This is a genomic window from Leptothrix discophora (genome assembly GCF_030705305.1).
In the GTDB taxonomy this organism is placed as follows: Bacteria; Pseudomonadota; Gammaproteobacteria; order Burkholderiales; family Burkholderiaceae_C; genus Sphaerotilus; species Sphaerotilus discophorus.
In genome coordinates this window covers 68257-87152 of sequence record NZ_JAUZEE010000012.1, presented here as the reverse complement: position 1 = coordinate 87152, position 18896 = coordinate 68257, and the positions used below count along the sequence as shown (strand labels likewise).

The 18896-nt window shown below is 69.2% G+C and carries 19 protein-coding genes; 4 read left to right on the top strand and 15 right to left on the bottom strand.

Annotated elements, in window-relative coordinates; genetic code table 11:
• Positions 1 to 88 precede the first annotated feature (88 nt).
• The 5 genes from Q8X39_RS18070 to Q8X39_RS18050 form a co-directional block, all read right to left on the bottom strand.
• Positions 89 to 967: a phosphoribulokinase gene (locus tag Q8X39_RS18070; RefSeq protein WP_305751088.1), complete on the bottom strand. Its 879-nt coding sequence runs from the start codon at positions 965 to 967 to the stop codon at positions 89 to 91.
• Between the two features lie 105 nt (positions 968 to 1072).
• Positions 1073 to 2173, bottom strand: coding sequence for a class 1 fructose-bisphosphatase (locus Q8X39_RS18065; RefSeq protein ID WP_305751087.1), 1101 nt, complete (start codon positions 2171 to 2173; stop codon positions 1073 to 1075).
• Positions 2174 to 2234: 61 nt separating this feature from the next.
• The gene (gene cbbX / locus Q8X39_RS18060) at positions 2235 to 3266 is read right to left on the bottom strand and encodes a CbbX protein (protein WP_305751086.1); all 1032 of its coding nucleotides are present in this window, start codon (positions 3264 to 3266) and stop codon (positions 2235 to 2237) included.
• 27 nt (positions 3267 to 3293) lie between these two features.
• A complete protein-coding gene (locus Q8X39_RS18055; protein ID WP_305751085.1) occupies positions 3294 to 3728 on the bottom strand; it encodes a ribulose bisphosphate carboxylase small subunit in 435 nt (144 codons plus the stop codon).
• A gap of 103 nt (positions 3729 to 3831) precedes the next feature.
• On the bottom strand, positions 3832 to 5301 hold the full coding sequence (locus Q8X39_RS18050) for a form I ribulose bisphosphate carboxylase large subunit (protein WP_305751084.1): 1470 nt from the start codon (positions 5299 to 5301) through the stop codon (positions 3832 to 3834).
• Between the two features lie 140 nt (positions 5302 to 5441).
• Here Q8X39_RS18050 and Q8X39_RS18045 point away from each other — a divergent pair, with 140 nt between their 5' ends.
• Positions 5442 to 6407 (top strand): LysR family transcriptional regulator, encoded by a 966-nt coding sequence (locus Q8X39_RS18045; protein ID WP_305751083.1) that lies wholly within the window; start codon positions 5442 to 5444, stop codon positions 6405 to 6407.
• Between the two features lie 38 nt (positions 6408 to 6445).
• On the opposite strand, the gene Q8X39_RS18040 is transcribed toward Q8X39_RS18045, so the two are convergent.
• The 3 genes from Q8X39_RS18040 to Q8X39_RS18030 are packed head-to-tail and all read right to left on the bottom strand — an operon-like array spanning position 6446 to position 8873.
• Positions 6446 to 7321 carry a formylglycine-generating enzyme family protein gene (locus tag Q8X39_RS18040; RefSeq protein WP_305751082.1) on the bottom strand — a complete coding sequence of 292 codons (876 nt, stop codon included), beginning with the start codon at positions 7319 to 7321 and terminating at the stop codon, positions 6446 to 6448.
• A gap of 10 nt (positions 7322 to 7331) precedes the next feature.
• On the bottom strand, positions 7332 to 7859 hold the full coding sequence (locus Q8X39_RS18035; RefSeq protein WP_305751081.1) for a TlpA disulfide reductase family protein: 528 nt from the start codon (positions 7857 to 7859) through the stop codon (positions 7332 to 7334).
• A 15-nt stretch (positions 7860 to 7874) separates the two neighbouring features.
• The gene (locus Q8X39_RS18030) at positions 7875 to 8873 is read right to left on the bottom strand and encodes an MBL fold metallo-hydrolase (RefSeq protein ID WP_407068030.1); all 999 of its coding nucleotides are present in this window, start codon (positions 8871 to 8873) and stop codon (positions 7875 to 7877) included.
• Between the two features lie 150 nt (positions 8874 to 9023).
• On the opposite strand from Q8X39_RS18030, the gene Q8X39_RS18025 reads away from it, so the two are divergent.
• From Q8X39_RS18025 to Q8X39_RS18015, 3 genes are all read left to right on the top strand, one after another.
• Complete coding sequence (locus Q8X39_RS18025; RefSeq protein ID WP_305751080.1) at positions 9024 to 9368, top strand: c-type cytochrome; 345 nt, start codon at positions 9024 to 9026, stop codon at positions 9366 to 9368.
• A 29-nt stretch (positions 9369 to 9397) separates the two neighbouring features.
• On the top strand, positions 9398 to 10708 hold the full coding sequence (locus tag Q8X39_RS18020) for an FCSD flavin-binding domain-containing protein (protein ID WP_407068031.1): 1311 nt from the start codon (positions 9398 to 9400) through the stop codon (positions 10706 to 10708).
• Between the two features lie 66 nt (positions 10709 to 10774).
• On the top strand, positions 10775 to 11896 hold the full coding sequence (locus tag Q8X39_RS18015; protein WP_305751078.1) for a YeeE/YedE family protein: 1122 nt from the start codon (positions 10775 to 10777) through the stop codon (positions 11894 to 11896).
• 19 nt (positions 11897 to 11915) lie between these two features.
• On the opposite strand, the gene soxB is transcribed toward Q8X39_RS18015, so the two are convergent.
• The 7 genes from soxB to soxC all read right to left on the bottom strand — a co-directional run bounded on the left by soxB (position 11916) and on the right by soxC (position 18827).
• Entirely contained in the window at positions 11916 to 13646 is a 1731-nt protein-coding gene (gene soxB, locus Q8X39_RS18010; protein WP_305751077.1) for a thiosulfohydrolase SoxB, read from the bottom strand.
• Positions 13647 to 13761: 115 nt separating this feature from the next.
• Positions 13762 to 14418, bottom strand: a complete 657-nt coding sequence (soxX, locus tag Q8X39_RS18005) for a sulfur oxidation c-type cytochrome SoxX (protein ID WP_305751076.1) — start codon at positions 14416 to 14418, stop codon at positions 13762 to 13764.
• 17 nt (positions 14419 to 14435) lie between these two features.
• Positions 14436 to 15257 carry a sulfur oxidation c-type cytochrome SoxA gene (gene soxA / locus Q8X39_RS18000; RefSeq protein ID WP_305751075.1) on the bottom strand — a complete coding sequence of 274 codons (822 nt, stop codon included), beginning with the start codon at positions 15255 to 15257 and terminating at the stop codon, positions 14436 to 14438.
• Between the two features lie 41 nt (positions 15258 to 15298).
• Positions 15299 to 15610, bottom strand: a complete 312-nt coding sequence (soxZ, locus tag Q8X39_RS17995) for a thiosulfate oxidation carrier complex protein SoxZ (protein WP_305751074.1) — start codon at positions 15608 to 15610, stop codon at positions 15299 to 15301.
• A 70-nt stretch (positions 15611 to 15680) separates the two neighbouring features.
• Positions 15681 to 16139, bottom strand: a complete 459-nt coding sequence (gene soxY / locus Q8X39_RS17990; RefSeq protein ID WP_305751073.1) for a thiosulfate oxidation carrier protein SoxY — start codon at positions 16137 to 16139, stop codon at positions 15681 to 15683.
• A 134-nt stretch (positions 16140 to 16273) separates the two neighbouring features.
• Positions 16274 to 17437, bottom strand: coding sequence for a c-type cytochrome (locus Q8X39_RS17985; protein ID WP_305751072.1), 1164 nt, complete (start codon positions 17435 to 17437; stop codon positions 16274 to 16276).
• Positions 17438 to 17441: 4 nt separating this feature from the next.
• Positions 17442 to 18827 (bottom strand): sulfite dehydrogenase, encoded by a 1386-nt coding sequence (soxC, locus tag Q8X39_RS17980; RefSeq protein ID WP_305751071.1) that lies wholly within the window; start codon positions 18825 to 18827, stop codon positions 17442 to 17444.
• Between the last annotated feature and the right edge of the window lie 69 nt (positions 18828 to 18896).

Below are 18896 nucleotides of genomic sequence, written 5' to 3'. Positions count from 1 at the left end.
TCTTGCGGACGAGCGCCGGGCCGCCCCAAGCCGTCCGCACCCCCTCGGGGGGTGGCTGCGGTACCCCGCAGCCGGGGGCTTCACTCATTCACTCGATCAAGCGCCGCTTGCGCTCCATCATTCGCCAGATGAAGGGCGTGAAGATCAGCTGCATGGCCAGCTCCATCTTGCCGCCCGGCACCACGACGGTGTTGGCGCGCGACATGAAGCTGTCGTTGATCATGTTGAGCAGGTAGGGGAAGTCGATGCCCTTGGGGTTGGCGAAGCGGATCACGCAGATGCTCTCGTCCGGCGACGGGATGTCGCGGGCGATGAAGGGGTTGCTGGTGTCGACGCAGGGCACGCGCTGGAAGTTCACGTGGGTGTGGGCGAACTGCGGGCAGATGTAGTTCACGTAGTCGGGCATGCGGCGCAGGATGGTGTCGGTCACCGCCTCGGTGCTGTAGCCGCGCTGCTTCTTGTCGCGCCAGAGCTTCTGGATCCACTCCAGGTTGATCACCGGCACCACGCCGATCAGCAGGTCCGGGTGGCGGGCGATGTCGACCTCGGGCGTCACGACCGCGCCGTGCAGGCCCTCGTAGAACAGCAGGTCGGTGCCACGCGGGAGTTCCTCCCAGGGCGTGAAGGTGCCGGGGTTCTGCTGGTAGGGCGCGGCTTCCTCGGCATCGTGCAGGTACTTGCGGCGCATGCCGGTGCCGGTCTCGCCGTAGGCGCGGAACAGCTGCTCCAGCTCGGCGAAGAGGTTGTTCTCCGGCCCGAAGTGGCTGAAGTTGCGGTTGCCATCGCGCTCGGCCTCGGCCTGGCGCTTCTTCATCTCGAGCCGGTCGTAGCGGTGGAAGCTGTCGCCCTCGATGACGGCGGCGGTGACCTTCTCGCGGCGGAAGATGTTCTCGAAGGTCCGTGTCACGGACGTCGTGCCGGCACCGGACGAGCCGGTGATGGCGATGATGGGATGGCGTTCGGACATGCTGGACTCCGTGGATCTGAAACGTGACTTGCCTGGCGGGTCTTCTCAAGCGGCCGCCGCGGGACTGGCTCCGCCAGACCGCCAGCGGCGCCCCCCTGGGGGGGTTCAATTCCTGAAGAGCGAGCGCTCGGCGAACAGCGGCGTGTTGAAGTCGTTCTTGACCGGCTCGTGGTGGTAGCGCTCGATGCGCTCGACCTCGTGGCGCGAGCCGAAGACCAGGCCGATGCGCTGGTGCAGCCCCGTGGGCTTGACGCCCAGCACCGGCTGGCGGCCGGTCGAGGCACGGCCGCCGGCCTGTTCCATGATGAAGCCGATCGGGTTGGCCTCGTAGAGCAGGCGCAGCCGGCCGGGCTTGCTCGGGTCCTTGGTGTCGCGCGGGTACATGAAGACGCCGCCGCGCATCAGGATGCGGTGGGCCTCGGCCACCATGCTGGCGATCCAGCGCATGTTGAAGTCCTTGCCGCGCGGGCCCGTCGCGCCGGCCAGGCATTCGTCGACGTAGCGCTTGACCGGCGGCTCCCAGAAGCGGCTGTTGGACGCGTTGATCGCGAACTCGCGCGTGTCCGGCGGCACCTGGATGTCCGGGTGCGTCAGCACGAACTCGCCGAGGTTGGGGTGCAGCGTGAAGCCGGCCACGCCGTTGCCCACGCTCAGCACCAGCATGGTGGTCGGACCGTAGATCGCGTAGCCGGCGGCGACCTGGGCCGCGCCGGGCTGCAGGAAGTCGGCCTCGACCACGTCGCGGCCGGACTCGATGACGTCCTCCGGCGCGCGCAGGATCGAGAACACGCTGCCGACCGACACGTTGACGTCGATGTTGCTGGAGCCATCCAGCGGGTCGAACACCAGCAGGTACTTGCCACGCGGGTACGGGGCGGGGATCTGCGCGGGCGCCTCCATCTCCTCGGAGGCCATGCCGGCGAGGTGGCCGGCCCACTCGTTCATGCGCACGAAGACGTCGTTGCTGAGCACGTCGAGCTTCTTCTGCACCTCGCCCTGCACGTTGACCGCGCCGCCCTGCACCGCATCCACGCCGGGATCGCCCATCACGCCCCCCAGCTCGCCGAAGGCCACCGCCCGCGCGATCGACTTGCAGGCCAGCGCCACCTCCAGCAGCAGCGCGTTGAGGTCGCCGCTGGCGGACGGGAAGCGGCGGCGCTGCTCGATCAGGTACTGCGTCAGCGTCGAACGGTTGGACAGGCTCATGGCGGGTCTCCTCGGGGTCGTTGTTGTCGTGGGGTCGGGGTGCCGTCGCAGGGGCCGTCGTTCAGGCCGGGGCCTCGAACACGCGGCTGGCGCGGATGTCGCTCACCTCCAGCGTGCACAGGTCGGCCTCGTCGAGCACCCGGTCGCGCTGGGCGAACAGGCGGCTGGCCTGGCGCAGCCGGGCCCGGTCCAGCGCGTTGCGCACGCTGCGGGCATTGGCGAAGTGCGGCTGCGCGGTGCGCCGCTGCAGGTACTGGTCGAAGGCCTCGCGGGCGCCCTCGCCCCAGCGGTAGTGCTGCGCTTCCAGCATGTGGCCGCTGATGCGCAGCAGCTCGTCGACGCTGTAGTCGGGGAAGTCCAGGTGATGCGCGATGCGCGAGCTCAGGCCCGGGTTGGACTGGAAGAAGGTGTCCATGCGGTCCTTGTAGCCGGCGAGGATCACGACCAGGTCGTCGCGCTGGTTCTCCATCACCTGCAGCAGGATCTCGATGGCCTCCTGGCCGTAGTCGCGCTCGTTCTCCGGCCGGTAGAGGTAGTACGCCTCGTCGATGAAGAGCACGCCGCCCATCGCCTTCTTCAGCACTTCCTTGGTCTTCGGTGCCGTGTGGCCGATGTACTGGCCGACCAGGTCGTCGCGCGTCACCGCGACCAGGTGGCCCTTGCGGCAGTGGCCCAGGCGCTGGAGGATCTCCGCCATGCGCATCGCCACGGTCGTCTTGCCCGTGCCCGGGTTGCCGGTGAAGCACATGTGCAGCGAAATGTTGGCCCCCATGCCCCCCGAGGGGGAAGGGCCGCCTTGGGAGCGGCCCTGCGGCGTCCCGGGCGCCTGCGAGGTCAGCCCCAGGTTGCGACGCAGCCGGTCGATCACCAGCAGCGCGGCGATGTCGCGGATGCGCTGCTTGACCGGCGCGAGGCCGACCAGGTCGCGGTCAAGCAGGTCCATGACCTCCTCGACCTGGCTGTGCGCCAGCACCTCGGCAACGCTGCGGGCACAGGCCAGAGGGTCGGCATCCGCCGCGACGACGGGCGTCGGCGCAGGTGCCTCGGCCTGCGGTGCGCGCTGGCCGGGGATCGCGTAGAGGGGCGTGTTCATCGACATCTCCGGGCGAGGCCCGCCTCGTCAGTACCGCTGGGCTTCGGGGCGATCCGTGGCATAGCTGTGCACGGTGTAGCGGATCGAGCGGCCGCCGATCTCCTGGCGCACCAGGCCGAAGCCGGCCTCGGCCGGTGGCCGGTTGACGATGAAGCTCATCGTGATCGACTCGATGCCGCGGGTCGAGTCGAAGGCCATCAGGCGGATGTAGTGCTTCGGGAACGTGGACCGGCACTGCTGCAGTTCGAGCATCACGCCGGCGGCGTCCTGCAGGTCGAACATCGGCATGCCGAACATCTCCCAGTAGGTGTTGCGCGGGTGCGGGTCGTCGGTGTACTCGACGCTCCAGGCATAGCCCTTGTCGAGGCCGTACTGGATCTGCATCGCGATCTCGTCGTCGGTCAGGTCGGGCAGGAAGGAAAACTGGCCCTGCGTGAGCCGGCCGGTCGGATTCGTCATCATGATGAAAGTCCTCGAATGCGGTTGAGCGAACACGGCACGCACGGATCCGGCTTTGCCGGTCCTTGCGTGAGCCCCCTCGGGGGGTGGCGCAGACGCGTGAGCGTCAAGCCTGGGGGCTCGCGGTCACCGCGTAGTCGCTGGTGTCGGTGCTGGCGTAGTTGAAGCTGATCTCGCCCCAGGTATCGAGCGCCTGCTTCAGCGGGGTGCAGAACTGCGCTGCCTTGCGCAGGATCTCGGGGCCTTCGACCTTGATGTCGCGGCCCTCGTTGCGGGCCTTGACCATGCATTCCAGCGCGACGCGGTTGGCGACCGCGCCGGCCTGGATGCCGGCCGGGTGGCCGATCGTGCCGCCGCCGAACTGCAGGATGACGTCGTCGCCGAACAGGTCGATCAGCTGGTGCATCTGGCCGGCGTGGATGCCGCCGGAGGCCACCGGCATGACCTTCTTCATGTCGCACCAGTCCTGGTCGAAGAACAGGCCGCGCGGCAGGTCCTGCCTCGTGTACGAGTCGCGGCAGACGTTGTAGTAGCCCTGCACCGTCATCGGATCGCCTTCGAGCTTGCCGACCGCCGTGCCGGTGTGCAGGTGGTCGACGCCGGCCAGGCGCAGCCACTTGGCCATGACGCGGAAGGACACGCCGTGGTTCTTCTGCCGCGTGTAGGTGCCGTGGCCGGCGCGGTGCATGTGCACGATCATGTCGTGCTTGCGGGCCCAGTTGGCGATCGACTGGATGGCGCTCCAGCCAATGATCAGGTCGACCATGATGACCACCGAGCCCAGCTCCTTGGCGAACTCGGCGCGCTCGTAGATGTCTTCCATCGTCGCGCCGGTCACGTTCAGGTAGCTGCCCTTGACCTCGCCGGTTGCGGCGCTGGCCTTGTTGACGCCGTCCATCACGTAGAGGAAGCGATCACGCCAGTGCATGAAGGGCTGCGAGTTGATGTTCTCGTCGTCCTTCATGAAGTCGAGGCCGCCCTTCAGGCCCTCGTAGATCACGCGGCCGTAGTTGCGGCCGGACAGGCCGAGCTTGGGCTTGGTGGTCGCACCCAGCAGCGGCCGGCCGAACTTGTCGAGCCGCTCGCGCTCGACCACCAGACCGGTCGGTGGGCCCTTGAAGGTCTTGACCAGCGCCACCGGCATGCGGATGTCCTCCAGCCGGGCGGCCTTCAGCGGCTTGAAGCTGAAGACGTTGCCGATCAGGCTGGCGGTGATGTTGGCGATCGAGCCTTCCTCGAACAGGATGATGTCGTAGGCGACCCAGGCGAAGAACTCGCCCGGCCGGCCCGGCACCGGCTCGACCTTGTAGGCCTTGGCGCGGTAGCTGTCGCAGGCGGTCAGGCGGTCGGTCCAGACCACCGTCCAGGTCGCGGTGGACGACTCGCCGGCCACGGCGGCGGCAGCCTCGACCGGGTCGACGCCGTCCTGCGGCGTGATGCGGAACAGGCACAGCGTGTCGGTGTCCTTGGGCACGTAGTCGGCATCCCAGTAGCCCATCTGGCGGTACTTGAGGACGCCGGCGCTGTAGCGCTTCTTGGCATCGGTGATGACGCCGGTGTCGACTGCAGTGTTCACGGTGAAGGTCTCCTGGTCTGGGGTGTCCGGGGCCTTGTGCCGGGCTGTTGGACAGCTGTTCGACAAGGCGTGACCGCAGGTTAGGGATGCGCGACACTTCAGTAAATTCGCGTTTTGTTTGCCGTCAGCTAAGGAAAAGTTTGCTCAATATCTCGATCCGCCAGCTGCGTGCCTTCGTCGCCGTGACCCGGCTGGGCAGCTTCGCCCGCGCCGCCGACGAGTTGCACGTCACCCCGCCCGCCGTCACCCAGCAGATCCGCGAGATGGAGACCATGCTGGGCCTGCCGGTGTTCGACCGCCAGGGCCGCAAGGTCGTGCTGACGACGGCCGGCGAGTACTTCCTGGTCTACGCCCGCCGCCTGCTCGCCGTGCTCAAGGAGGCCGACGACGCCATGGCCCGGCTGCGCCGGCTGGAGGACGGACTGCTGACGGTGGGCATGGTCAGCACCGCCAAGTACTTCGTGCCGCGCCTGCTGGCCGACTTCCGGCTGGAGCATCCCGGCGTCGACCTGCACCTGCAGGTCACGCCCCGGCGCGACATGCTGGTCACGCTGCTGGAGAACGGCGAGTGCGACCTCGCCATCATGGGCCGGCCGCCGCGCGAGCTGGCGACGCGGGCCGAGCCCTTCGCGGCCCATCCGCACGTCTTCGTGGCGCCGCCGGGGCATCCGATCCTGCGCGTGGGCCACCCGCCAGCCTCGGCGCTGGCGAGCCATGCGCTGATCGCGCGCGAGGCCGCCTCGGGCACCCGGGCGCTGATGGACCGCTACTTCACCGCCCAGCGGGTCGAGCCGCGCATCGCCATGGAGATGCCCAGCAACGAGACCATCAAGCAGGCGGTGATGGCCGGCATGGGCCTGAGCTTCCTGTCGCTGCACACGCTGCACCTGGAGTTGCAGGCCGGCCTGCTGGAGATCGTCGCGGCGGTCGACACGCCCATCATCCGGACCTGGAACGTGGTGCACCTGCAGAGCAAGGTGCTGTCACCGGCGGCCGAGGCCTTCCGCTACTTCATGATCGAACACGCCGAGAACCACCTGGCCGAGCACGACCGGCGCTGGCTGGAGGCGCTCAAGTCGCCACCGGCAGCGGCGGCGGCGGCCTGACCGGGGTCGGCGCGTCGACAGCTCAGCGCGTGGGCGCCTCAGCGCCCGAGCTCGCGCACCACCCGCAGGCCGGTGGCCGCTTCGTTGCCGACGTACTCGCCGCCACGGAAGGCCGAGCGCAGGTCGCTGGCGCGGTCGTACCAGCTGCCGCCGCGCAGGACGTGGCGGTCGGGCTCGGCGCAGCCGGTCAGCCAGGCCCGCGTGTCCTTCGGGGCACCGCGGTAGTCCTCGTGCCAGCAGTCGGCGGTCCACTCCAGCACGTTGCCATGCATGTCGTGCAGGCCCCAGGCATTGGCCGGCAGGCTGCCGACCGGCAAGGTGCGCTGGCGGTCGATGCCGGGCTTGCTGCCGTTGTAGGTGAAGCCGCCGGCCATGTTGACGATGGAAGGATCGATGCGCTCGCCCAGCCCGAAGGGCGTGGCCGTGCCGGCGCGGGCGGCGTGCTCCCACTCCGCCTCGCTGGGCAGGCGGTAGCGATGGCCGGTGATGCGCGACAGCCAGGCGACGAAGCGCCCGGCGCGCTCGAAGTCGATGTGGATGACCGGCCGATCGCCGCGGCCCCAGCCCTGGTCCTTCGGTTGCGCCGGACAGCCCCCGGCGGCGACGCAGGCATCCCACTGGGCGAAGGTGACCTCGTGCTGGCCGATCGCGTAGGCGTTGACCTTGACGCGGCGCTGCGGGCCCTCGGCGACCAGGCGGGCGGGCTCGGTCACGGGCGATCCCATCACGAAGCTGCCGGCCGGCAGGCTCACCAGCCAGGGGCAGTGCACGGCCTCGCAGTCGCGCCAGGGGGCGGAGGGTGAGGAGGGCGCGAGAGTTGCGGCGGGCTTCAGGGCATGGACCGGGGCGGTCAGGCAGGCCAGCCACAGGGCCGGAACGAGGGCCGGAACGAGGGCCAGGAGGTGCCGACTCATCGGTGGCCGTTCAGGTCCGGGCCCAGCGGATCAGGCCCATCACGTCGTCCTCGGACATCTCGCCGGGGATGACCTCGCGCAGCACGCCAGCCCGGTCGATGACGCAGGTCAGCGGCACGACCCGGCGTTCGCTGAGCGCGGCGTGCAGCGATGCGGCATCCAGCGTGGCGTCGAGCGACGGGGCCAGCCGGGCCCGGTAGTCGCGCACCGGCTCCACCGCCCGGTCGTGCGCGGCGAGGATGACGCGCAGCGGCGCGTCCGGATGCTGGCGCACCAGCCGGTCCATGCGCGGGTTGTGACGCTTGCAGTAGGCGCATCCGGTGTCGAAGAACACCACCACCGTGGCGACACCCTGCAGGTCGGCCGCCTCGACGCGACGACCGTCGACCAGCGTCACGCCGGGCCAGGTCACCGCCTCGCCACGGGCGACCGGCGCGGCATGCAGCCTGGGCAGCACACCGGCCAGCAGCGCCGCGGCGGCCAGGCGCAGGCTCTCACGGCGGTCGGCAGGGGGTCGGGCGTTGGACAGGATCGACATGGGCGGCCATCGGGATCAGCGGGCCTCCTGCTCCATCAGCAGGTAGGTGTTGTAGGCGTTCATGCGGTTGACCGCAGTGAACAGCGGGAGTTTCTCAAAACGGGCCCAGTTCACCCGTGCATAGGCCTCGTCGAAGGGCTCCATGTTGCGGGCCGCCTCGGCCATGGCCTCCCGCAGGTGGTCGAGGTAGTCGCGCGTCGTGGCGAGGTCGCGGCGCGGTTCGCTGGAGACCGGCCCGTGGCCCGGCACGACGACCTTCGGATCGAAGGCCAGCATGCGGTCGAGCGCGGCGATCCAGGCCCGGCTGTCGGCCACGCCGACGTAGGGCACGCGCTGGCGGAACACCAGGTCACCGCTGAACAGCACGCCGCGCGCGGGCACCGAGACGATCAGGTCCTCCGGCGTGTGGGCCGGACCGGCGTGGCGCACCACGAAGTCGGTGCCGCCGATGCGCAGCGTGACGTCCTCGTCATGGCCGCCCTCGCCCAGCCAGAGGTCGGGCGACTCGACGCGGGTGTGCTCGTCGATCCACGGGAACAGCTCGTCGCGGCTGGCGGCCAGACGTCGCTCGGCCGTGTCCGAGCCGATGTAGTCGCGCGAGCGGGCATGGGCCACCAGCCGGGCGCCGGCCTGCCGGAACACCTGGAGGCCGTAGATGTGGTCGGCGTGGTAGTGGGTCACGATGACGGTGTGGATGGGCAGCGGCGTGACCTCACGGATCCGGTCGATCAGCCGCTGCGCCAGCGCGGGTGAGCCAAGGGCGTCGATCACGACCACGCCCGCATCGGTCAGCACGACGCCCGCGTTGGAGATGAAGTTCTGGTTGGCCGACGAGCCCATCGCCGACTCGCCCTGGACGAACCAGACCCGATCGGCGACGGCTTGCAGCGGCATGTCGGGCGCGGCGGCCCGCACGCCCAGCGACAGGCAGGCACCCGCCAGCGCAAGCCCGGCGGCACGCCCACCACGCGCACACCAGCTTGGCGCGAACCTGACGAGTTGCTTGAGATTCATGGTCTGTTGCTCCGTTGGCATGCCCAGGAAAACCACTAAATCCGTATGTAGTGATATTCGGAACACTACAGCGCGACGGCACCCGGGTCAATCACGGATCGACCAGAGGTTCCGGCTGTCCGTGTTCCGCGTTGCCAAGAAGGAAGCCTGATGCCCCGATCCCCCAACCCGACGCCAGCGGGCGTCCTGGCCGGCCTGCTGCTGGCCCTGTCCACGCTGACGGCGGTGGCCCAGCCGACCGGTCGGCCGGCGCCCGAAGCCCTCAGGCTGCGTGCCCTGGCCGCCACCTGCGCCCATTGCCACGGCACCGACGGCCGCGCGGTCGAAGGCGAGGCCACGATCCGGCTCGCCGGCCTCCCGGCCGACTACCTGCTGACCCAGCTGATGGCCTTCCGCAGCGGCCAGCGACCCGCAACGATCATGCACCAGATCACCAAGGGCTATTCGCAGGAACAGCTCGAATCGCTGGCCACCTATTTCGGAGGCCTGAAGTGAGCAAGCGCCCGGAGAACCCCATGGACACGATGAACCCGACCGATGGACCGCTGCCCCAGGCACACCGGCGGCGCCTGTTGCAGGGCCTGCTCGCCGGTGGTGCGCTGGGCCTGTCGGGCTGTGCCTCGCTGGGCGGCAGCAACGCCGCCTCCAAGGCCCAGGTGGTCGTGATCGGCGGCGGCTACGGCGGTGCCACGGTCGCCAAGTACATCCGGCTGCTGTCGGACCAGCGCATCTCGGTGACCCTGGTCGAGCCGAACCGCCAGTTCGTGTCCTGCCCGATCTCCAACCTGGTGCTGAGCGGCCAGCGCACCCTGGCCGACATCACCAACCCCTACGTCGGCCTGAGCGACCGGCACGGCGTGCGCATCGTGCACGACCTGGCCAGCGCGGTCGATCCGGTGAAGAAGACCGTCACGCTGGCCGGCGGCGGCAGCCTCGCCTACGACAAGCTGGTGATGTCGCCGGGCATCGACTTCATGTGGGACCGCATCGCCGGCCTGCAGGAGGCCCATGCGGCGGGCCAGATCCTGCACGCCTGGAAGGCCGGCCCCGAGACGGTCTCGCTGCGCCGGCAGCTGATGGACATGCGCGACGGCGGTGTCTACGCCATCGTGATCCCCGAGGCACCCTACCGCTGCCCGCCCGGACCCTATGAACGGGCCAGCGTGATCGCGTCCTACTTCAAGCGGCACAAGCCGCGATCGAAGGTGCTGATCCTCGACGCCAACCAGGACGTCACCTCCAAGGGCCCGCTGTTCAAGAAGGCCTGGAAGGAGCTGTACGGCGACCGCGTCGAGTACCGCCCGCAGCACACCGCGACGTCGGTCGACGGTGCCACGCGCACGGTCCGGTTCGACGTGCAGGACGACGTCAGGGCCGACGTGCTGAACGTGCTGCCGGTGATGCGTGCCGGTGCGCTGGCGGTCCAGACCGGCCTGGCCAACGCCAACGGTCGCTGGTGCCACACGCACTTCCTGAACTTCGAGTCGACGGCGGCCAAGGACATCCACGTCATCGGCGACGCGATCCAGGTCGCGCAGGGCATGCCCAAGTCCGGCCACATGGCCAACTCGCATGCCAAGGTGACGGCAGCGGCCATCGTCGCCGAGCTGCAGGGCTACGACCCCAACCCGCACCCGATGCTGACCAACGTCTGCATGAGCTTCGTCGACGACACCCACGTCATCCACGTCGCCAGCGTGCACGAGTACCAGGCACCGAAGAAGAGCTTCTTCACGATCGGCGGCTCGGGCGGCGTGTCCGACGCCCGCAACGAGCTGGAAGCCAGCTTCGCCAACGCCTGGGCCCGCAACATCTGGGCAGACATGCTGACGTGACCCAGGTCAAGGCAGCCCGGTCGGCTGCGGCAGATGATCTGAATATTCGTATTCACTGATTCAATCATGCCGATCGACGCGCTGCTGGCCTGGCTGGGCGAGGAACACGCGATCGCGGCGCTGGGCGCCGTGATCGGCGTGCTGTTCGGCTTCTTCGCCCATCGATCGCGCTTCTGCCTGCGCTCGGCGGTGATCGAGTTCGCCCGCGGCACCCGCGAGGGCAAGCTCACCGTCTGGCTCTACACCTTCTCGACGGCGGTGCTGCTGACGCAGCTGTTCATCGTCGCGGGCTGGCTGGACGTCAGCGGGGCGCGCCAGCTGTCGGCCCGCGGCAGCCTGTCGGGCGCGGCCATCGGCGGGGCGATGTTCGGTGCCGGGATGATCCTCGCCCGGGGCTGTTCGAGCCGGCTGCTGGTGCTGGCCGCGCAGGGCAACCTGCGGGCGCTGTTGTCGGGCCTCGTCTTCGCGGTGAGCGCGCAGGCCGCGCTGACCGGCGTGCTGTCGCCGCTGCGCCTGGCCATCGCCGGCTGGTGGACCGTCGACGGCGGCGCGGCCCGCGACGTCCTGGCCATCAGCGGCCTCGGGCATGGCGGCGGCATCGCCTTCGGCGCCTTGTGGCTGGCCGCCGCGCTGGTCTGGGGCCGGCGCCAGCAGGTCCGCTTCTGGGGCTGGTTCGGCGCGGTCGGCGTGGGCGTGCTGGTGGCGCTGGCCTGGCTCGGCACCGGGTGGATGTCCCGGTCGGCCTTCGACCTGATCGTGCCGGTGCAGAGCCTGTCCTTCACCGGGCCGGCGGCCGACACGCTAATGCTGGTGCTCTCGCCACCCGGCCAGGCGCTGAAGTTCGACCTCGGCCTGGTGCCGGGCGTGGCCATCGGTGCCTTCATCAGCGCACTGCTGTGGCGCGAGCTGAAGCTGGAGGGCTTCCAGGGGGGGCAGGCCATGCGACGCTACATCGCCGGTGCCTTCCTGATGGGCTTCGGCGGCATGCTGGCCGGCGGCTGCGCGGTCGGCGCGGGCGTCTCGGGTGCCTCGGTCTACACGCTGACGTCGTGGCTCACGCTGCTGGCGATGTGGTCCAGCGCCAGCCTGACCGACTGGCTGGTCGACCGCCGCGAGGAGGCCCTGCAGACGCCGACCGCCGCCGAGGTCACGGACCCGGACCTCGGCGCGAGCTACGCCCGCCCGTGAGGCGCGGCCGGCATCCGGCTCATGCCAGGCCGGGATTGCCCTGGACGCCGATCAGGCGCGGCGTGTTGACGCGGCGCGCCTTCACCTGTCCGCCCTGGCGCTTGAGCCAGGTCTCCACGACGTCCCAGACCTGCGGGTTGCCGGCGCTGCGGGCCTCTTCGGCGACCGGCGCCCAGCCGGCGACCTTGTAGGTCTTGCCGGCCTCGACGGGCTTGCCGTTCAGGCGCATGTCGCCAATGCGATGGCCCATCCTCTCGTGCGGGGTGCAGCTGTAGCTCAGGCCGCCCACGCGGACCATGTCACCGCCCTGCTGGTAGTAGGGGTCGGGGTTGAAGAGGTTGTCGCAGACGTCCTCCAGCACCGTCTTGAGCATCTCGCCGGTCATCTGGGTGACGGTGGCATAGGAATACGTCGTCGCGAGCTGGTCCATCAGCAGCTCGCGCGTGATGGCCTGGCCCGGCAGCAGCGTGGTGCCCCAGCGGAAGCCGGGCGAGAAGGCGATCTCGGCGCCCTGCACGTCCATCAGCGCATCGCAGATCAGCTGGTCCCAGCTGCCGTTGAAGTTGCCGCGCCGGTAGAGCAGGCCGTCGGTCACGGCGAGCTTCTCGGCCAGCCGGGCCTCGTGGGGCGCGCGGATCTTCGTGATCAGCGCGGCCATCTCCGGATCGGCCTGGATCTGGTTGGAGAACACCGGCAGCAGGCGGTAGCGGAAGTCGCTGACCTTGCCGCCCTGGACGTCGAAGTCCATCACGCCGAGGAACTTGCCGTTCGAGCCGGCGTTGGTGACCAGCGTCGTCCCGCCGGCGTTCTTCACCGGGATCGCCAGGGGCACGCCGTCGTGGGTGTGGCCGCCGAAGATGGCGTCGATGCCGCGCACCCGGCTGGCCATCTTCAGGTCGACGTCCATGCCGTTGTGGCTGAGCACGACGACGACCTGGGCGCCCTTGCCGCGGGCCTCGTCGACCATGGCCTGCATGTTCTCGTCCTGGATGCCGAAGCTCCAGTCGGCCACCATGTAGCGCGGGTTGGCGATCGGCGTGTAGGGAAAGGCCTGGCCGATGACGGCGCAGGGCACGCCGTTGATCGGACGGATCACGTAGGGCTTGAAGACCGGGTCGCCGAAGTCGTTGGTCTTGACGTTCTGGGCCACGAAGTCGATGCGGCCCTCGAAATCCTTGTCGATGATCTCCTTGACCCGCTCCATGCCATAGGTGAACTCCCAGTGGCCGGTCATGACGTCCACGCCGAGCAGCTTGCAGGCATCGACCATGTCCTGGGCACCCGTCCACAGCGACGTCGCCGAGCCCTGCCAGGTGTCGCCCCCATCGAGCAGCAGCGCACCCGGACGCTGCGACCTCAGCTGCCTGACCAGCGTGCGCAGCTGCGCGAAGCCGCCGACCTTGCCGTAGCGACGGGCCGCGCGCTCGAAGTCGAGGAAGGTGTAGCCGTGGGCCAGCGGCGTGCCCGGACGCACGCCCATGCGCCGCAGCAGGTGCTCGCCGACCAGGTGCGGCGGCTGGCCCTGCATCGCGCCGATGCCGAGGTTGACGCTGGGCTCGCGGAAGTGGATGGGCAGCAGCTGCGCATGGCAGTCGGTCATGTGCAGGAAGCTCACGTTGCCGAAGGGCTTGACGTCGTACAGGCCCTGCTGTGCCGTGGCGGCATCCGCGTCGGCATGCGTGCCCAGTGCCATGCCCGCTGCCGAGGCCGCACCGAGCACCTGGAGGAATTCGCGCTTGGAGAGATTCATGAATCAGCAATCAGTGATGTCTTGAATGGAACGACGCCCGCGTCAGGTGGTGCGCTGCGCGGGCGTCGAGGACGATCAGGGGCGTTCAGGGCCGTGGCTGCCCCGGTCGGTCAGGTCACTGGTTGACCGGCGACTTCGGATCCAGCAGCAGCGCCATCAGGTCCTTGAGCTGCCGCTCGTCGAGCAGGGCCTTGTGTCCGAAGCGCGGCATCTGCGAACAGGCGTTGTAGGCCCGTGCGTTCCACAGCTTGCCCCAGGTGTACTCGACGATCGGGCGGGCATCGGCGCTGGCCGGATCGCTCACCCCACGAAGCTTGCCGTACTGGTAGAGGCTGGGACCGATCGTGCCGTAGGAGATCTCCTCCTTGCTGATCTGGTGGCAGTTGTAGCAATTGCCGCCGTTGTCCTTGGCCTCGGTCGTCGGGTCGGTCCAGGTCATGCCACGACCGCTTTGCGCCAGTCGTTCGCCGGCCTTCCAGTCGCCGAGGAAGCGACCGTCGGACGGCGCCTTGACGGTGGCGAGGTTGCTGGCCTCGATCGCCTTGACCAGCGCCTCCGGCGGCGTGCCGGCACCGGCCTGGGAGCAGGCCTCGTTGGCCGGATCCTGGTCGAGCCGGTCGACCTTGGCGATGCCCTGGTCGCGGAACGAGGCCTTCATCATCGCGGTAGCCTGCCGGTCCAGCTCGGCCGGGCTCGGGCCGGTGGCGCAGCCTGAGAGGCCGACGACGGCCAGCGTCATGGCGGCGAACGGCCGGTTGCTGATCTTCTTCATCTCGGACGCTCCTGCGCTCAGCGCTTGATCGACGGGGCGATCGAGACCGCGCCCTTGGCATTGATGCCCATGTAGGACGACAGCGCGACGGTCACATCCGAGCCAAAGCCCGGATACGGAAAACGCTGCTGGCGGAAGCAGTCGTTCAGGCGCAGCTGCATGCTCCACATCTGGCCGTTGCTGACGCGGTAGGCCGGCCAGGCCGCGTAGCCGACCCCGTCACCGGGGTTCTTGGTCAGGTTGGGCAGGTCCTGCAGGCGGATGCGCTGACCCTCGACGCCATGGCAGGTCGCACAGGCGAAGTCATGCGAACCGCCGCGGTAGAAGAAGGCGCGCTTGCCCAGCTCGTACATGCGCTTCTCCTCCGGATGGCCGGTCGGCAGGTTGAAGCGCTGCTGGCGGGATTCGGACGCGATCCAGGTCGCCAGCGCGGTGACGTTGGCCATCTCGCCGCGGCCGAAGGCGGTCTGGCTGATCTCGTCGGCGCTGAAGCCCTGCAGCGTGGCCATGCAGGTCACCAGCCGGGTCTCGAGGTCCTGCACGCGTCCGGTGTCGGCGAAGAAGCGCGGCAGCTCGACGAAGGCACCCTTGACGACGCCCGGACCCTTGCCGAGGTCACAGGCCTCGAGCGTCGCGTTCTTCGGGCCGCGCTTCTGCTTCCAGAGGTCCTCGCCCTTGGCCTCGAACAGCTCGGCGGGGTTGCCGTCCTCGAGCATCTTGCGGTACTCGGCAATGCCGTCAGCGGCGGATTTCTGCGCCATGGCAGGCATCGTCGCTGCGGCGCCTGCCAGGGCCATCAGGCCCCAGGCAGCCGCGAGGCGGCGGGTCGTGTTCTTCATCGGGGTCTCCTCGGTCACCGGATGCGGCAGCGGGCGTCCGCTCAGGACACCGTGACCTCGTCGGTGCGCTTGTCGCCGCGGTTGTCGACCCAGCTGACGGCGACCTTGTCACCGGCCTTGGCGCCCTTGATGCTGAACTGCAGGAAGGGGTTCTTGGCAACGGCCGGGCCCCACTGCGCGGTCATGACGACCTTGCCGTTGAGTGCCGCGCTGACTTCCTGGATGAACCAGGCGGGAATGACCTTGCCGGCCGCGTCCTTGCGCTGACCGGTTTCCATCTCGTGGCTCATCAGGACACGGACGGTGGCCTTGTCGCCGGCGGCTTGTGCGCGGATGCGCATCGGATCTGCCATGGGAATGCTCCTGGATTGCTGTGCAATGAAGGGTGGTCGTGGGTCAGGTCGGGGATGGAAGCGGGGCCGTTCAGCCGCCGCAGCCACCCAGCGTGACCTTCACTTCCTTGACCGCGTACAGCACCTTGCCGTCGCCCATCAGGGCGACCGCGAAGACGTTGGACGACTGGCCCATCTTCACGCGGGTGTTGACGTTGGCGTCGATCGCGTCGGTGATGTCGAACATCGCGCACAGCATCGACGGGTTCTTCTCGACCAGCAGCAGCAGGCGCTTGACGCCCGGCAGCGCGGTCGAGCAGCCCAGCGGCACGACCGCGCCGTTCTCGGCGATGTCGGGCGCCTGCAGCGCCACGTCCTTGCTCTCGACCGGCGTGCCGGTGCCGAGCGCCTTCATGACGTCGGCCATGGTCTTGGCGTCGAAGGCGGCGCTGGCATAGGCGGCCTGGGCGACCTGGGGCAGCATGCCCAGGCTGCCCAGCATGGCGGCGACAGCGGCACTGCGGCCGAGCATCTCGCGGCGGGTTTGCATCGTGAAAACTCCTTCAAGGATCGGGAACGGTGGACTCGGTGCCGTGCTGGATTCTGCGAGGGTCGGCGCCGCACTGGCTGAGGGCCGACCCGGTTCGGGCCCGCGGGTGCGGCGGCGCCCGAGGGTCCCGTGGTTCACTTCTTCGCGCCGGCCACCAGCCAGGCGGCAATCTGCTGGGCGTCGCCTTCGGGCAGCGTCTGGGCCGGCATCGGGATCGACCCCCAGGTGCCGGCACCTCCCGAACGGATCTTGCCGGTCAGGTAGGACAGGGCATCGGTGCGGGCGGCATGCCGTGCGGCGATCTCCCTGAACGACGGCCCGACGAGTTTGCCATCGACCGCATGGCAGGCGGTGCAGGTGTGCTTCTGCGCCAGCGCCAGCACCGCCGCCGACGGGCTGGTTGAGCCGGTTGAGTTGGAGGAGCCGGTTGCGACGGATGCGCCCGGTTTCGCCGCCGCAGCGACCGGCGCGGCCACGGCGGCCACGGCAACCGCGCCAGCAGGCCGGCTGGTGTCGGCACCATGCTGCGCACCGACGAGGCGGTTCTGCTCGGCCAGGTTGCCGTGGGCATTGCGGGCGAAGTCGGGCAGGAAGGAGGCCACCTTGGGCTCGGTCTCGCAGTTGCTCATGCAGGCGCGTGCCTGGACGTCGGGCTTGCGGGCCGGGACACCCTTGCCGCTGCCGGACATCGGCTGGCCTGGCCACATCGCATGGTCGGTGGTCATGCCGTTCCGATTGGGCAGCCTGGCCTGCACCTCGGCGATGTTGGCGTCGGACATCACGTAGTTGTCCGGCAGCACGCCCCCGAGGTTGAGCAGGAAGGCAGTCACCGCATAGACCTCGTCGGCCTTGAGCGACTTCGGCGCGTTCCAGGGCATCGCCCGGTTGATGTAGTCCCACAGGGTCGAGACGGTGGCGACCTTCATCAGCGTGGTGCGGCCCGGGAAGGCCGGGTCGTTCAGGCGGGCCACGCGGCCGGTCCGGACGTCCTCGGCGGTGGTGCCGCCGACCAGCGGGCTGAAGACCTGGTTGGCCTCGCCGAAGACGCCATGGCAGCTGGCGCACTTCTCCTCCCAGATGTCCTGGCCCTGGGCGACCGAGCCGGAGCCCTTGGGCAGGCCCTTGAAGTCCGGCCGCACGTCGATGTCCCAGGCGGCCAGTTCCTTGGCCGTCGCGGGTCGGCCGATGCCGGCATAGGCGGCATCGGCGGCACCGGCGGCATGCGCCGTGGCGAGCGCGGTTGCCAGGCTCAGGCCCACGAACAGTCCCAAGGACAGGCGCCCGACCCGGCGCTTCATGCGATCAGGACAGCTGGACATTCTTCACCTCGCCGCTTTCCTGCACCAGCCACGACTGGATCGAGTTGTTGTGATAGATCGACCGGGTGCCGCGCACCGCCCGCAGCTGCTTGTAGCTGGGCTGGACGTAGCCGGTCTCGTCGGTCGCGCGGCTCTGGATCAGCGCCGGGCGACCGTCCCAGGACCAGTCGATGTTGAAGCGCGTCAGGCACTTGTTCTGCACCGGCCCTTCGAGCCGGGCCGGACGCCAGCTGCGGCCGCCGTCGACCGAGACATCGACCTTGACGACCTTGCCGCGGCCGGACCAGGCCAGCCCGGTGATGTTGTAGTAGCCCTTGTCGAGCAGCACCTGACCGCCCGACGGGGTCGTGACCACGCTCTTGCATTCCTGGATGCTGCTGTACTGGCGATGCAGGCCGCCGGGCATCAGGTCGATGTAGTGGATCGCCTCGTCCTTGCTGGCCCAGGGCATGTCGCCCACCTCGATGCGGCGCAGGTACTTGACCCAGCTGACGCCCTGCACGCCCGGCACCACCAGGCGCAGCGGGTAGCCGTTCTCCGGTCGGAGCATCTCGCCGTTCTGGCCATAGGCCACCAGCACCTCGCCGGACTCGACCATCTCCATCGGGAGGGTGCGGGTCATCGACGAGCCGTCGGCGCCTTCGGCCAGCACGTAGCGGCCCCGCTTCGTGTCGACGCCGCAGAGGTCCAGCAGCACCTTCAGCGGCACGCCGGTGAACTCGCTGCAGCTGAGCATGCCGTGCGTGTACTGCACCGTCGGCACGGCGACGTTGCCCCATTCCATGCCGCTGTTGGCACCGCACTCGATGAAGTGGAAACGCGAGACCGAGGGCAGACGCATGATCTCGTCCATCGTGAAGACCTTGGGCGTCTTCACCAGCGCGGGGTCACTGCCGTTGACCATCAGCCGATGCTGGCTCGGATCGACGTCCCACCAGCCCTGGTGATGGCGCTCGAAGTGCAGCCCGCTGGGCGTGACGATGCCGAACAGCGACTGCAGCGGCGCGAACGACACCGAGGCCTGTGCGGTCTGCGTCAGGCCCGGGCTCTGGCGACGCTGCAGGTTGGCCTCGAACTTCGACGGCTGGCCGTAGCCCTCGGTCGCGACCGCCTGGCCCAGGCCCGTCGTGTGGGCGGGCAGGTTCAGGATGTTCGGATCGCCGCCTTCGGTCGGCACCGGATTGGACTGGGCCCGCACGAGCGGTGCGGTCACCGCAGCCGCGGCGCCCGCCGCGCCGGCGAAGGCCTGGCGGATGAAGTCGCGACGGCCGTGGCCGGCCTGTCGGAAGACCTCGCGCACGCCCTGTCGGTCCAGGAAGTTCTCGGGCGCCTTGACCAGGCGGCCTGGGGGTTGGGTGGGGGACGTCAAGCGGACTCCAGTCGGGGTGTCGCGGAGATCGACGGCGGGAGCAGGTCCACTTCGTCGAATTCACATATA